This is a genomic window from Catonella morbi ATCC 51271 (assembly GCF_000160035.2).
GTDB lineage: Bacteria > Bacillota > Clostridia > Lachnospirales > Lachnospiraceae > Catonella > Catonella morbi.
Genome location: NZ_KI535366.1, coordinates 504,083 through 518,146, shown reverse-complemented (window position 1 = coordinate 518,146; position 14,064 = coordinate 504,083). Strand labels below are relative to the sequence as shown.

At 36.0% G+C, this 14,064-nt stretch carries 16 protein-coding genes; 13 read left to right on the top strand and 3 right to left on the bottom strand.

What is annotated here, in order from left to right; all coding sequences use genetic code 11:
* Nucleotides 1-167 precede the first annotated feature (167 nt).
* The 12 genes from GCWU000282_RS16550 to GCWU000282_RS02300 all read left to right on the top strand — a co-directional run bounded on the left by GCWU000282_RS16550 (nucleotide 168) and on the right by GCWU000282_RS02300 (nucleotide 10,603).
* On the top strand, nucleotides 168-326 hold the full coding sequence (locus GCWU000282_RS16550) for a hypothetical protein (RefSeq protein WP_023353383.1): 159 nt from the start codon (nucleotides 168-170) through the stop codon (nucleotides 324-326).
* Between the two features lie 218 nt (nucleotides 327-544).
* The gene (locus GCWU000282_RS02350) at nucleotides 545-1,450 is read left to right on the top strand and encodes a P-loop NTPase family protein (protein WP_023353382.1); all 906 of its coding nucleotides are present in this window, start codon (nucleotides 545-547) and stop codon (nucleotides 1,448-1,450) included.
* Nucleotides 1,428-2,633 carry a CpaF family protein gene (locus tag GCWU000282_RS02345; protein ID WP_023353381.1) on the top strand — a complete coding sequence of 402 codons (1,206 nt, stop codon included), beginning with the start codon at nucleotides 1,428-1,430 and terminating at the stop codon, nucleotides 2,631-2,633. The genes GCWU000282_RS02350 and GCWU000282_RS02345 overlap by 23 nt, the downstream gene beginning before the upstream one ends.
* Nucleotides 2,614-3,351 (top strand): type II secretion system F family protein, encoded by a 738-nt coding sequence (locus tag GCWU000282_RS02340; protein WP_023353380.1) that lies wholly within the window; start codon nucleotides 2,614-2,616, stop codon nucleotides 3,349-3,351. Before GCWU000282_RS02345 ends, GCWU000282_RS02340 begins: the two co-directional genes overlap by 20 nt.
* Before the next feature lies 1 nt (nucleotide 3,352).
* Entirely contained in the window at nucleotides 3,353-4,567 is a 1,215-nt protein-coding gene (locus GCWU000282_RS02335) for a type II secretion system F family protein (RefSeq protein ID WP_023353379.1), read from the top strand.
* Between the two features lie 12 nt (nucleotides 4,568-4,579).
* Nucleotides 4,580-4,837, top strand: coding sequence for a Flp1 family type IVb pilin (locus GCWU000282_RS02330; RefSeq protein ID WP_023353378.1), 258 nt, complete (start codon nucleotides 4,580-4,582; stop codon nucleotides 4,835-4,837).
* A gap of 18 nt (nucleotides 4,838-4,855) precedes the next feature.
* Nucleotides 4,856-6,391, top strand: coding sequence for a DUF5702 domain-containing protein (locus tag GCWU000282_RS02325; protein WP_023353377.1), 1,536 nt, complete (start codon nucleotides 4,856-4,858; stop codon nucleotides 6,389-6,391).
* Nucleotides 6,392-6,632: 241 nt separating this feature from the next.
* Nucleotides 6,633-7,268: a TadE family protein gene (locus tag GCWU000282_RS15705; RefSeq protein WP_023353376.1), complete on the top strand. Its 636-nt coding sequence runs from the start codon at nucleotides 6,633-6,635 to the stop codon at nucleotides 7,266-7,268.
* On the top strand, nucleotides 7,261-7,662 hold the full coding sequence (locus tag GCWU000282_RS02315; RefSeq protein ID WP_023353375.1) for a prepilin peptidase: 402 nt from the start codon (nucleotides 7,261-7,263) through the stop codon (nucleotides 7,660-7,662). The genes GCWU000282_RS15705 and GCWU000282_RS02315 overlap by 8 nt, the downstream gene beginning before the upstream one ends.
* Nucleotides 7,659-8,084: a TadE/TadG family type IV pilus assembly protein gene (locus GCWU000282_RS02310; RefSeq protein ID WP_023353374.1), complete on the top strand. Its 426-nt coding sequence runs from the start codon at nucleotides 7,659-7,661 to the stop codon at nucleotides 8,082-8,084. The genes GCWU000282_RS02315 and GCWU000282_RS02310 overlap by 4 nt, the downstream gene beginning before the upstream one ends.
* A 42-nt stretch (nucleotides 8,085-8,126) precedes the next feature.
* Nucleotides 8,127-9,455: a DUF6382 domain-containing protein gene (locus GCWU000282_RS02305; protein WP_023353373.1), complete on the top strand. Its 1,329-nt coding sequence runs from the start codon at nucleotides 8,127-8,129 to the stop codon at nucleotides 9,453-9,455.
* A gap of 80 nt (nucleotides 9,456-9,535) precedes the next feature.
* Nucleotides 9,536-10,603: an undecaprenyldiphospho-muramoylpentapeptide beta-N-acetylglucosaminyltransferase gene (locus GCWU000282_RS02300; RefSeq protein WP_023353372.1), complete on the top strand. Its 1,068-nt coding sequence runs from the start codon at nucleotides 9,536-9,538 to the stop codon at nucleotides 10,601-10,603.
* 233 nt (nucleotides 10,604-10,836) lie between these two features.
* On the opposite strand, the gene GCWU000282_RS02295 is transcribed toward GCWU000282_RS02300, so the two are convergent.
* From GCWU000282_RS02295 to GCWU000282_RS02285, 3 genes are all read right to left on the bottom strand, one after another.
* On the bottom strand, nucleotides 10,837-11,253 hold the full coding sequence (locus tag GCWU000282_RS02295; protein WP_023353371.1) for an HIT family protein: 417 nt from the start codon (nucleotides 11,251-11,253) through the stop codon (nucleotides 10,837-10,839).
* A gap of 101 nt (nucleotides 11,254-11,354) precedes the next feature.
* A complete protein-coding gene (locus tag GCWU000282_RS02290; protein ID WP_023353370.1) occupies nucleotides 11,355-12,350 on the bottom strand; it encodes an SCP2 sterol-binding domain-containing protein in 996 nt (331 codons plus the stop codon).
* Nucleotides 12,340-12,927, bottom strand: coding sequence for a rhomboid family intramembrane serine protease (locus GCWU000282_RS02285; RefSeq protein ID WP_035039060.1), 588 nt, complete (start codon nucleotides 12,925-12,927; stop codon nucleotides 12,340-12,342). The genes GCWU000282_RS02290 and GCWU000282_RS02285 overlap by 11 nt, the downstream gene beginning before the upstream one ends.
* Before the next feature lie 397 nt (nucleotides 12,928-13,324).
* On the opposite strand from GCWU000282_RS02285, the gene GCWU000282_RS02280 reads away from it, so the two are divergent.
* Nucleotides 13,325-14,038, top strand: a complete 714-nt coding sequence (locus tag GCWU000282_RS02280) for a helix-hairpin-helix domain-containing protein (protein WP_023353368.1) — start codon at nucleotides 13,325-13,327, stop codon at nucleotides 14,036-14,038.
* The last annotated feature ends 26 nt before the right edge of the window (nucleotides 14,039-14,064 follow it).

The window sequence follows — 14,064 nt, the reverse complement described above, 5'->3', positions numbered from 1 at the left end:
ATATGTGATTTGCATATAAACCCAAACTGGTAAAATACTCATTTTTTTACCAAATTTTTTGTGAGACTTTCACAAAAATCAAAAGAGTTTTTCCACAAAGTTACATATTGAAATAATTTCACAATCCGTATATACTATGGGCATAAACAAAAAGAAAAGAGGTTCATATGGATAATTTTTTCAGCGCAGAAGATTTAGAATTATTAAATGAAGAACTTGAGGAAATGGAACATTCAGTGGTAAAGAAGGAAGATGAAGATCCTGAGATGGATGCGGCAGCAAGAAGATATGAGGAAATAATCAAGAAGCATAAGGGTGACCGGTAATCCGGTCACCATCATATAAGTTCTGTAAATAATCAAAATCTTAAGATGGTTTTTGTTGTTCTAAAGTAATATTCAAGGTATTTATATTAAATTGATTCCGGACTTATCGGTTCATTCAGATAGTTATAAGATGTAAATTTATTATTTTATTCTGATATTCAAAAGGATATAGGTTTTTTTGTGTACCCAAAATCAGAGAAAAGAGAGGTGATGCTATCTTGCAAGGGGGAACTCTGACAATTTATGATACAGAAGAGGCATATGTAGAGGCTCTGTCAGATTATCTCAATAAAAACATGGAATTGGGAGTTGTAACAGTTGCTTTTTCGGACTTAGATAAATTCACCTCGTATTTAGAAAACGATAAAGCGGGGTATGTGGTTGTATGTGAAGCTTTCGATAAACATAATCTTAAAGGAAGGGTTAACGAAGATAAGATAATAAGCTTGGTTACAACAAAAGATGGTGATAACAGCGGTCCCTGGGTGTATAAATACCAGTCTGCAAAGGCAATAACCAAAGAGCTTAAGGCTGTTATGCTGATGAAAGAGGAAAATATCCTGCTTGAAGATAATAATCTTCATATTGTATTTTCAACTAAAAGCAGTATAGAAAGAGAAGAGTATGCCAATATCTTAATGACTGACTTAAAAAATAAGGGCTCTGTACTGTATCTTGATATGGAGCCGTATAACAGCAGGGTTGTTAACGGATATGGAAATCCCAAAGGAATGTCGGAACTTATCTATTATCTTAAACAGGGCGGAGAAAAACTGAAATGGAAATTTAAAACTCTGATAGAAAAAGAAGATGTTTCAGGAAGAATACTGCCTGTAAGCTGTCCTTTAGACCTCTCAGAGCTTACAGGAGAAGATGTGAAGGAGCTGTTAGACATAGTACAGAGGCTGAATGAATACGACTTTATTCTGATTAATCTTGGATTGTTGACACCGGCGACCTTTGAGCTTATGAAAGCGGGAAAACATATTGAAATTGTGGTAACAAGAAAAAACGGAGACAGGGAAAGCGCAGAGAATCTTATAAATAATATGAAACTTTTAGGAATGAAGGACGTAGAGAGAAGGGTGGAAATAATAGAATTTGGAACAGACACTTGGTTATAGAATAAAAGAAGAATTGCTTGAAAGACTGGATTTTTCAAGGGAACTTACTGATGAAGAGGTTATGAACGAGATTGAAGAAAGAGTTCTAAACCTAAGCAGTGACGAATATATCAGTATAACAGAAAAGAAAAATCTCTGTATTGAAATCTTTAACTCGGTAAGGCGGCTCGGTGTATTGCAACAGCTTATAGATGATGAAAGTATTTCTGAGATTATGGTAAACGGACCTGAGAATATTTTTATAGAAAGAGTGGGTAAAATTCAAAAATTTGAGGGTAGGATAGGCTCAGAAGAAGAACTTGAAGACATAATCCAGCAGATAGTAGCGAAGGTAAACCGTACTGTAAACGAAGCTGAGCCTATAGTAGATGCCAGACTTTCGGACGGCTCAAGGGTAAATGTTGTGCTTCCTCCGATAGCTCTTGGCGGGGCGGTAGTAACCATAAGAAAATTTCCCAAAATTCCTATGACAATGAAAAGGCTGCTTGAATTTGGCACTCTTACGGAAGAGGCAGCTGATTTTATAAAAATAGTCATGGAAACAGGCTGTAATATCATAGTCAGTGGCGGAACTTCTTCCGGTAAAACTTCATTTTTGAATGCTCTTGCTGATTATATACCTAAGAAGGAAAGAGTAATTATTATTGAAGATTCGGCAGAATTGCAACTTTTCGGTATACCTAATCTGGTTCAGATGGAAACCAGAAACGCAAATGTAGAAGGTAAAGGTGAGATAGGCATAGGCGACCTGATTAAATCTTCTTTAAGAATGAGACCGGATAGGATACTGGTTGGAGAGGTAAGAGACGGTAAGGCGGCTATAATGCTGCTTAATGCCTTTAATACAGGGCATTACGGAGAATCAACCATACACTCTAACTCAGCCGCTGATACCGTATCAAGACTTGAAACCCTTGTGCTTACCGGCTCCAATATACCTTTGGCAGCGGCTAAAAGACAGATTGTATCTGCTGTTGATTATATTATTTATCTTGGAAGGCTTAAAGATGGCAAAAGAAAGGTTTTGGAAATAAGTGAACTGTACGAGAAGGATGGAAACATTGTGCTCAATCAAATATTTGAGTATAAGTCTGATTCAGGATTGATAAGGTGTGGGACACCGCTAAGAATGTCAAAGTTTGAAATGGCAGGGTTTAAGAAAGATGAATTATTCAATATATAAAAGAACTAAGCCGGAATGGCTTAAACTGATCGGAATCTGGTTTTTAATATCTGTAAGTCTGGGAATGCTATTTTACAAATCTATTGTAGGAATTCTGATAATTATCCCGTTTGTAATAATATTTGAAAAAGTTAATAAGAAGAAACTGATTGAAAAAAGAAAGAATGAATTATCGGCTCAGTTTATAGAATTTTTGCAGGTAATAATGTCTTCATTAAAAGCCGGAACTTCGCTTGAAAGGGCAATATTATCTGCAAGAGAAAGACTTTACAGTCTGTATAATAATGACTCACTGATAATTACAGAGATTATATCTATGGAAAGCAGCCTGAGAATGAATATACCGGTTGAAGATATTTTATATGATTTCGGAAAAAGAAGCGGTATAGAAGATATAAATCAGTTTGCGGAGGTCTGTAAGGTTTCAAAAAGAGCGGGAGGTAATCTTATAAAGGTAATGGATCATACTATAAAATGCATAGTGGACAAAAATGAAATGGAAAGAGAAATACAGGCATTTATAAGCGGTAAGAAGCTTGAAAGTAAGTTTATGACAGCAATACTGCCGGCAATATTGTTATATATGAATATTTCAATGGCCGATATGATGAACAGTTTATACCAAGGGATCTTAGGCAGGCTTGTTATGAGCGGGGTATTGGCAGGATATGGTTTTTGCTGCCTTTGGTTTGACAAAATAACGGATATTAAGGTGTGAAATGGAAATATACAAATCATTTGATAAAAAACAGAAGAAAATTATTCTAGCAGCCGTGCTTATTTCAATCTTAGGTATTATAGCAGGAATTATATATGACAGTAGCCTGAAAAATATAGAAATAACTAAGCTTAAAAGACCTGAGTCTTATGAGAATGCAGAAGATATAAATTTTGGAATGGAAGTTTCAGGGATAGATGATAAAGAACAATTACAATACACAGGTCAGATAGGAGCAAAGAAGATTGCAGAAGGTGAAATACAAAATTATTTAATAAAAACCCTGGATCAGGTAGAAAAATCAATGTTCAGAGAAGGTGAAAGCAGGGAAAAAGTACTTACCGGAGTAAATATTCCTTCAAGCCTGCCGGAAAATCCCGTAAATATAAGTTTTAGTACAAGTGAAAGCGGGGTTTTACTTGAGAACGGTGATATTAATTTTGATTTGGTTAAAGAGAAACAGCTTTTAACTGTAAAATTATTGGTAGCCTATGAAGGTAAGGAAGCTGAAAGAAATGTTGATATTACAGTATTTCCGAAACTTCTGACTGAAGAGGAAAGAATAAGGCTTGCAGTAAAGGATGAGATGGATAGGCTGCTTGTAGGCGGAGAAAATGAAATTATAGAGATACCGGGTGAAGTAGAAGGGCATGGCGTAAAAGTATTTATCCCTAAGGAAGAGATTACAGGAAGTATAACAGGTTTTACTTTATTGCTGATAATTTGTCTTTTTGTCAGCTTTAACGAAAATAATAAAAAGAAGATAAAAGATAGGGAGGAGGAGCTGAAAAATGGTTATACGGAGTTTGTGGGGCGATTTGTGATTCTTTTGGGAGCAGGGTTAAGTGTATCTGCTATTTGGAAAAAACTTGAAGCCGGTTTTGCTTCCAATAAAAGTCTGAGTGAAGAAATCAGGCTGACACTTTGGGAGACAGCCAACGGAAAGACAGAAAGAGAAGCTTATGAAAACTTTGGAAAGAGAATAGGCGGAACACAGTATGCAAAGTTTGTATCAGTAATAAACCAAAGCCTTAAACTTGGTTCGGGACAGCTGCTGGCAAGACTTGAAGCAGAGTCGGAAGCAGCCATGTTTGAAAGAAGAAATCGGGCAAAGGTCATGGGTGAAGTTGCTGACACAAAATTACTTTTACCTATGATGTTACAGCTTGTACTTATTATGTTAATTATTATGGTACCTGCCCTAATGGCAGTATGAAAGGAGAAATTTATGCGTTTTTTAGAGAACTTGAAGGAAAAATCAAAGGAAGTCTTCTACAGCTTAGAAGTAAAAAAGATGCTTGCAAAGGAAAGATGGCAAGAGATAAAAGGAGATAACAGGGGATTGGCAGTAATTGAGATTATTCTGATTTTGGTTATTGTACTGGGCTTAATCATCATTTTTAGAAAAAACTTAAAAGCAATGATTGATGAAATTTTTAACAAGATAAAAGGAAATCAGAAAGAAATAATAGCACCGCTAAAATAGTCATAAAAGGAGGAGAGAATGAAAGCAAAGGGAAGTGTAACCATATTTTTATCATTGGCTCTCCTCTTGGTTATAGCTTTAGTCGGAAGTCTTTTGGAGTCTGCAAGGGTGACAGTGGCAAGGGAGGTTGCATTGGATGATTCTTATCTTGCAGTTCAGAATATTTTGGCGGAATACCAAAGAGAGATATGGGATGATTATCACATACTTTTTGTGGATGCTTCTGAATTACAAGGGGAGGAAGGAGCTAAGAAGCTCGGTAATTCCTATCTTGCCAAAATGCTGCCTTCAGGTAGGGGTGATTATTTGGGAACTACCGCAGACTTTACAGAAATTGACTATAAAGAAAATTTAACTGAAAATAACTGTTATTATTTTGCAAAACAGGTATCAGCTTACATGAAGTATGGAGTAGCAGGAAGTATCGGAAAGAAAATGCTTAACAATGCCAATATATTAAATGGGGCTGAAAATGGAACAGATGCATTAAAAAAAGCACTTAAGTTAAAGGTAGAGGCTGAAAAAAAGCTTATAGAACTTGAAAGACAAAAGAAAAAACTTGAAGAAAAGGCAGAAGATATCAAGAAGATAAAAGATAAGGTAAGCCCGGGAATAAAGGTGCAGGCTTTATCTAAATCCGATACGCTTGGGGTAGACAGTGGTATGAAAGCGGATGAAGACAAAGCAAAACCAATGAAGAAATCCGAAGCAGAAAAAAAGTATAAACAGTGTCAAAAAAACCTTGATACTGCTACCGGTGAAGGCACAGCAGGCGGTCTTCTCGGAGTGTTTCTTCCTTCGGGTAAAATGGTGTCAAAATTAAAGATAGAACCTACAACCTGGAATGAAATACAAACAACGGAAAAAGAAAAGACTAACCTGATAGATACAGGGCTTATGATACTTTATGCAAAGGAACATTTTAAGAATTTTTTATCACCGGCTAAAGAAAATGAAAAAAGAGAAGCCCTTAAATACGGAATAGAGTATTTAATAGTCGGTAAAGACAGTGATGAAGCAAATCTGGGCTCTGTAACCAATAGGATATTTGGAATAAGAACTATAGTTCAGTACGGTTATTTTCTTACCAGACAGGATAAGGTTGCAGAGGCGGAAGCAATAGCTGCAGCCATTGCGGGAGTCTTAGCCATGCCTGCGGCTATAGAGATTATTAAAACAGGTATTCTTATGGGCTGGTCTATGGATGAGGCGAAAAATGAAGTAAAAAAACTTCTGAAAGGAGAAGAAATTCCGCTTCTTCCCGGAAAAGCAGAAGGAATAAAGCTGAAATACGAAGGTTTTTTGGATTCTTTTCTTTTACTTGTATCTGCCAACCTTCCGACAAGAATGGTTAAGTTGATAGAACAAAACATAAAAGTCAGATACTATGATGGATTCAGGGCTGACAGTCTTTTTGCCGGAATCAACGGTGAAGTCAGAATTAAAACAGTACCGAGGATTTTCAGATTATCCCTGCTTGATGGCATAGTCGGAAAAAATGTAAGTCCTTGGGAATCGTCTATACAGTTGTCGCAAAGTCTTTGTAGGGAATGAAGGCTGCTATAGAGTGCTCATATATGGTTAAAGAAAGGAGTTGTTATTTAGTGTATTTAAGGAATAGTATGTCACCCTGCTTTTAGGCTGTATCTTGTTTTTTGATCATATTTCTTTCATAAAAATTTTTATATCCCAATAAAAAGTGGAATCAAACAAAATCAATGATCAGAAAAAATCATTTTAACACCATTATATGAGCAGTCTATAGCAGCCGGAAATTAATAATATGAGGTAAAAGGTGAAAAAACTAAGAGGAAGTCTAACTATAGAGTCAGCACTTGCCATGCCGCTATTTATATTGGCGGTCAGTATTTTAATATTTTGGACAAGTTTTTTACAAACTCAGGAAAAGCTAAATGCAGATGCGGCGGATAAAGCCAGGGAAATAGCAAAACTGGCCTATGTTACCGAGGAAGAGACAGGTGAAGAAGTAAAACTTATAGAAATAGGCAAAGGAGAGCTTCTTAACGGAACATACTTTGAAAGGATGGCTGTAGCCAGACCGTTTACGGGGCGATATTATAAAAACAAAGAGGGCGGAGATGCGGAGGATAACAGAATAGTCTTTGTAACTAAGACAGGACAGGTATATCATACCAGTAATATTTGCAGTCATATAAAAATATCAGTCAGAGAAGTAGATTTTTCATCTGTAAATCATTTAAGAAATAAAGGCGGAGCTAAATATTATCCCTGCGAATATTGTGCAAGAGGAAAACTTGGCGGAATAGTATACATTACTTCTGAAGGAAACAGGATACATAAGAACAAAACCTGTCCGGGGATAAAAAGAACTGTGACAACAATGAAGAAGACAGAGGCAGAAGCGAGAGGACTTCGTCCCTGTGAAAGATGTGGGAAAATACATGATTAATATGGTTTTATTAGGCTCATTGGCTGTGATTGATTTTAAGAAAAAAGAGATACATATATTTATATTACTACCGGTTATAGTTGTTTGGCTTGGGATATCTATATGGAATAATAATGTAGATTTCTTTGGGATAATATCAGCAGTTTTCCTTGTGTCTGTCAGTCTTGTGACAAAACAGGCTTTTGGAATGGCAGATGCTATAGTTTTATCATTGATTGGAATAGAAAACGGAGTAATGTATATGATGATAATATTTTTCATTTCAGACCTTCTCTTTTTGGCATTTGCAGTCATAAAATTCGGACTTAGGCAAAGGCACAAGGAGCTTCCTTTTATTCCGTTTATATTTACAGCATTTATTCTGGCGAAAATTTTATTAAGGGAGAAAATATGAAGTTAAAAGGGAGTATGGTTATTGAGGCTGCTATCATATTTCCCATGCTTATAATTGCAATGTTTGCAATTATTTTCTTTGCATATTATGAGCGTGACATAGTAGTCTTAAGAAGTGAAGTGAGGTCAGCACTTATAAAATATGTAGCAGAAGACATAGAGGGAGAATGGGAATTTCCTGAGGGAGGTAAAGAAAATTTGTTTTATTTAACTTATGAAGATATGAACAGCTATAAAACCGGAGGAAAATGGACTGCGTCAGCAGAAGCTAAATTCAAAATATTTCCGTTTGTATCGGAATACCTTGATAAAGATTTAACAGATGGTAAATTTGAAGAAGAGTATAAAGAATATATGCCGGCACAGTTTGTGAGGAGAATGGGGGCCTTGGAAAGCCTGAGTGACGATAAGGAAGCCAAATAGCTATAGACTTAATCGGTATTTTGCATTGGAGGAAATTTTTATATGGAGAAATTTAGCTATATTCAAGAAGGGGGCAAGAACTATCTGAAATCAGAAGAGATAAGTCAGATAGATTATACTACTCAAATGCTTATCCATAATGATATACCGGCTTTTGTGACAGCAAAATTTAAGAGCCTGAACAACGAAAATTATATTTGTTATAATATGAACGGGTTGATACCCATAGGTCAGAGCTTTGAACTTAACAAGTTAAATGCAGAAAGAGTGGAGGGGCTTCTGCGCTCTATAGTGAGATTATATGCAAGTATGGAAGAATTTCTGCTTCCGTTTGACAGGTTGATTGTAGATGAAGCTTATATCTATGAGAACTATAATAAGAAAAATGAATTTTATTGGATCTACGGTAATTTGACTACAGACAGTAATTTTACCGCTTTATTTGAAAAATTGCTGGATAAGGTTGATTATAAAGATGAAAAAGCTGTAAAAATGATGTATTCAATGTATCAGGCGGCTAAAGACAACGAAGATATCTTAAATAAAGAAATCGGGGGAAGCAGTATTGCCAAAATTAAGGAAAAAGCAGAGGAGATATTGTCTGCTCCTTATCAGAGTCTTGACATAAGAGCAAAAGAACTGATAAGGCAGGAAAATGAAAGGGTAAATTTGGGGATACCGAATATGAAATATTCTGAAGAGTTGACAAAAGCCGGCTATAAAGAGATTTCTGAGACACCTGACAGTATGGCAAAACGTTACAGGGCAGAAGTTCAAAATAAAGAGGGAAAAAGAAAAATAATGGAAAATCCGGAAAAAAGTAAGGAAAAGAAGCACAAGAAAAAGAGCTCAATCTTAGATAAAAGAATTGATATGAAATCCAAGTTAAAAAAGGTATGGAATTATTTGAATTCAGATATCGGAAGTAAATCTGCGGATGAGGAAGAAGAGCTTGTGGCTGTATCGGAAGAACCATCATACAATATAAGGGAAGTAAGAAGCCCTGTTGTTAAAGAAAAAGAAGTTATAAATAATGAGACGACATTATTGACAGGTGCAATGGTTGGAAAGGGAGTATATTGCTTAAGATCTGAAGATATGAATGAAGATAATATATTGCTTACAGAATTTCCGTTTTTTATAGGGAAATCAGGAGAAAATACAAATCACAGGATAGATGACAGTACTGTCAGCAGATTTCATGCAAGGATAGATAAGGAAGAGGAGGATTTATGGCTTACGGATTTAAATTCTACCAATGGTACCTTCTTAAACGGGATAAGACTTCTTCCCTATGACAGAATAAAAGTAAGCCGGGGCGATTCGGTAGTAATTTCCAGAAAAAGATATGAATTCAGACATCTTGTATAAGAATTTGTATTTTGGATAACTTGTTTTTTCTCCTATAAAGAATTATACTGAATCTATTAAGTATAATGTGGAGATAAAAAATGAAAAAAATAGTTTTAACAGGCGGAGGAACAGCAGGTCATGTAACACCTAATATTGCGCTGATTCCTGAATTAAAAAAAGAAGGCTATGAGATTCATTATATTGGCTCTTATGATGGCATGGAAAGAGCTATGATTGAAAATCTTGGAATAAATTATATAGGTATATCTTCGGGAAAATTAAGACGCTATAAAAGTGCTAAAAACTTGACAGATCCTTTCAGAGTACTTAAAGGTTATAATGAATCTATGAAAGTATTAAAGAGAATTAAGCCTGACGTTGTATTCTCAAAAGGCGGCTTTGTTACCGTTCCGGTTGTTTTTGCGGCCAAAAGGTGCAGAATTCCTGCGATTATTCATGAGTCGGATATGTCACCGGGATTGGCAAACAAACTTTGCATACCAAAGGCTGATTATGTGCTGGCGAATTTTCCGGAAGCACTTGCAAAACTTCCTAAAAATAAAGGTATCCTTTCCGGTACTCCAATCAGGCAGGAACTTTTTAAGGGGGATAGGGAAAAAGGACTGAAATTTTGCGGATTTACCGGAGAGAAGCCTGTACTTCTTGTAGTGGGTGGAAGTCTGGGAGCTTTGGCAGTAAATGAAGCTGTAAGAAAAATCCTGCCTAAGCTTACCGAAAAATTTGATGTGGTTCATTTATGCGGTAAGGGAAAGGCTGATGACAGCCTTAAGGAAGTAAAGGGATACGCACAGTTTGAATATATCAATGAAGAAATGAAAGATATATTTAAAATTACTGATATAGCTATATCAAGAGCCGGTGCAAATGCTATATGTGAGCTTTTGGCACTCAGAATACCTAATATTTTGATTCCGCTTCCTGCCAAAGCGAGCCGCGGAGATCAGATATTAAACGCAGATTCCTTTAAAAATCAGGGATTTTCAGAGGTTCTTGATGAAGAGGACATTTCTGAGGAAGGTCTGTTAGATATTATTTACAGAACATATGATAACAGAGAAGAATATATCAGTAATATGAAAAACAGTCCGCAGACAGATTCAATTAAAATAATTATGGACCTGATAAATAATCTTGCAGTGAAATAAGTGCAGAAGATGAGAACGTAGTTACATTCCTCCATTCAAGGTATAATCTTTGGGTGTTAATTTGGTTTTTTGCATAACTTAATTATATACCAAAAGCCAGACATTTAGGAGTCCGGCTTTTGGTATGAAATAGGAAATCACTCCGAAATTCCTATTACATAAAAAATTTCTGCAAAATAAATCTTTTCGGTAAGTTTGAAGTAAATAGCCGCGAATTTAGATTATTGTAAGAATCAGATAAGCGCGCTTATCTCCCCGGCAAGCTTAGCAGCTTCGCCTTCCTCATATTTACCCGGTGTCCAGGAGAGTTTGCAGTTGTCCTGTTTGTAGCGCGGAATTACATGAACATGAAAATGGAATACAGTCTGTCCTGCAGCTTCTTCATTATTTTGTAAAATATTCACTCCATCACAGTTAAAATGCTTTTTAAGGGCAACAGCAATTTTCTTTGCAAGTACAAAAGCTTTTTCAACATATATATCTTCAAGTTCAAAGACATTGGATGCATGAGACTTCGGAAGTATAATAATATGTCCTTTGTTAGCGGGAGAGGCATCCATAATAGCTCTTAAATACTCATCTTCATAAACTGAATTAGTTGGAATATCGCCGTTTGCAAGCTTACAAAAAATACAATTTTCGTCTCTCATAAATTCATCCTTCTTTCTTATAAAGTTAATATTTATCCTAAAGTATTATGCGGAATAAGAGGTCTGTGACCTATGGTGTGAATAATGGGCTTATTTCACTCTCATTCTTTGGCAAACTGAAAAATGGTATCAAACATTCTAAGAGTCTTAAAATTACCCTTAGCGGCCAAAGCTCCGGACATAAATGCTTTTTGGAAGGTAGTTTTTCCGGCAACTATATCATTTAGCACTTCACCGGTGGTTCTGGAGGCAACATCGGTTTCTTTTAATTCTCCATAATAGCATTTCAGTTCATTTTCCTTTGCTTCGATTATAATGGTGCGAGACAAATCTGACATTTCTATGGAGTAAGTTGCCTTAAACCCTTCTTGAGGCTTAAAGTGATTTCTAAACTGTTTGATTAAATCATTTTGGTCAGTCCCATCATTACCGAGCATTTCCCTGAACATCTGTGAGAGTTCCTCTATATCCTCCTTTTGTTTCTTGACATAATTGTCATTTGAAACATAGACAGAGAGTTGCTCACTTTCCTGAGGTGTGAGCGGAAGATTGCTTCCGATAGCGGTATTACTGCGTATAGTAAATTCACTTGAAGGGAAAACCGTAAGATTTTGATTAACTGCACGATACAAGTCTTCAGCAATCCTCTCAATTCTTCTTGCATAATGACCGTTCAGCTCAAATTCGGTATGATCCTCAACGTAAGCGCTTATCCCCTGACAGGTATTGCCGCCAAGTATTTTCCAGGCCCTTATCAGACTCAGATATGATTCATCTTCACCAAAGGCTGTTGAGGTAACCACGGGCATCATAAAAAGACCTGCAATTTTAGACTTATCCCCATAAAGCCAACAGGCATCAAGGAATTGGAGCATATAACCGCCTATACCAAACCATTCAAGACTGGAAGCAAGTATAATGCCATCAGCTTCCTTAAGAGTTTTTGGAAGCATGCTGATACTGTTTTTTTCCTCAAACAGATTGTAACGTTTAACCTGCACCCGAAGCTCGGTAAGAACTTCCGTAATTTTATCGCAAACATAGATGGTGGGATCTTCAATGAGACCTCGCCCGCCATAATAAATATTAATATTCATGCCAAATACCTTCCTGATTCTTAGATTGCTTAGTTATAACCAGCCCAATAAGAAAACCGGATACAAATCCCCCAAGATGCGCAATATTATCTGTACTTGTATTTGCAAACCCCGCATAAAGACTGAAAATAGCAAATAATATCATTTGCCTTTTTGAAATTGTTTTAAGTTTATTCCTGTTTTTTACCACGGAGGCTACAGAAGCCCCAATTAAAGCGAAAATTGCACCCGAAGCTCCAAGTGAAACAATTTCATTTCTCATTATCATATTATATGACAAAGATGCTATGCTTGCAAGGATTCCTCCAAGAAAATAGACCAGACCGAAACGAAATCTTCCTTCACTTTCTTCATATCGTTTTCCGATTATAAACAGGACAAACATATTATTTAGCAGATGATTCAAATCAGCATGAAGAAACATGGATGTAAATATTCTATAGTATTCACCATTCCCTTTAACCGCCATCCAGGAATTATCAAAGTTTGATATTATATCAACTCCGTTTTGCAGTAAAAACATATTTAATATTATGTAAATTACTACATTTAAGCCTATTAATACAGATGTTATCAAAAGTAATCTCCTTAGTTTATTATGTTCTTCAAATATACCAAAATAATCCCGTACTTGCAAGCTAAACACAGATTGTTAATAAAATGATACAGGATTGCGGCAGCTTTGCTTCCCGCAATCCTTACAAAAATGGTTGCTTACTCATATTTTTTACATATTGAATCTTTATACTTTTGACACTTGTATCAATACATAAAATTTAATGAAACTTACTCTGATTTTTTTTGTAAAAACACAAAAAATTGCTTGTATTTCCTAGGTATTTGAGTTAGAATATATTTGTTTGATTCGATTGATTTTCAGATTATTTTTAGCGATATAATCTGAACACTTTTATTGGGCAGGGACAAGGGGTTACTTTGTTTCTGCCTACTTTTTGACTTAACAAGGAGGTGCTATGAAAAGTAGACTACAGTTACTTGTGGTTCTGCTTTTTATTGGGATAGCAGGTGTAATCTTTGTATTTTCCGGCGGAGGTAATGAAACATCTAGCGGTTTAGAGATTGTTGACGATATTTCAGGCAATAAATCCGGCAGTATTGTTGATACCGAGTCTTCCGTGGCTGAAACAGAGAAAGATTCACAAAAGGAAGATAAATCTGATAACTTGAAGAAAGAGAGCCTGCAGGCTGATGAGAATTTAAAGGAAAATCGAAAGATTTTTATACATGTCTGCGGAGCGGTTAAGAATGAAGGAGTATATCAGGTTGAAGCCGATGCCAGGGTTGTAGATGTAATTAAGGCAGCGGGCGGACTTACCAAAGAGGCTGCAAGTTCCGGAATAAATCAGGCGAAACAACTGGAAGATGGTATGCAGGTGTATGTTCCTACTAAAAAGGAAGTATCAAAAGCAGGTACACAGATTCCGGGTTTGCAGAAAGAAGATTTACAAAATTCAGCATCAGTAAACTCACAAAATTCAGCTATCAATATAAACACCGCAACCAAAGAAGAACTTATGAAGTTAAAAGGAGTCGGCGAAGCAAAGGCTGTGCTCATCATTACTTACAGAGAGAACAATGGCGGATTTAAAGAGATTACCGACTTGATGAAAATTAAAGGTATAAAACAGAAGTTTTTTGACAAAATAAAAGATAATATTTGTGTGTAAAGGGTTATGTGAATCATATATTAGCC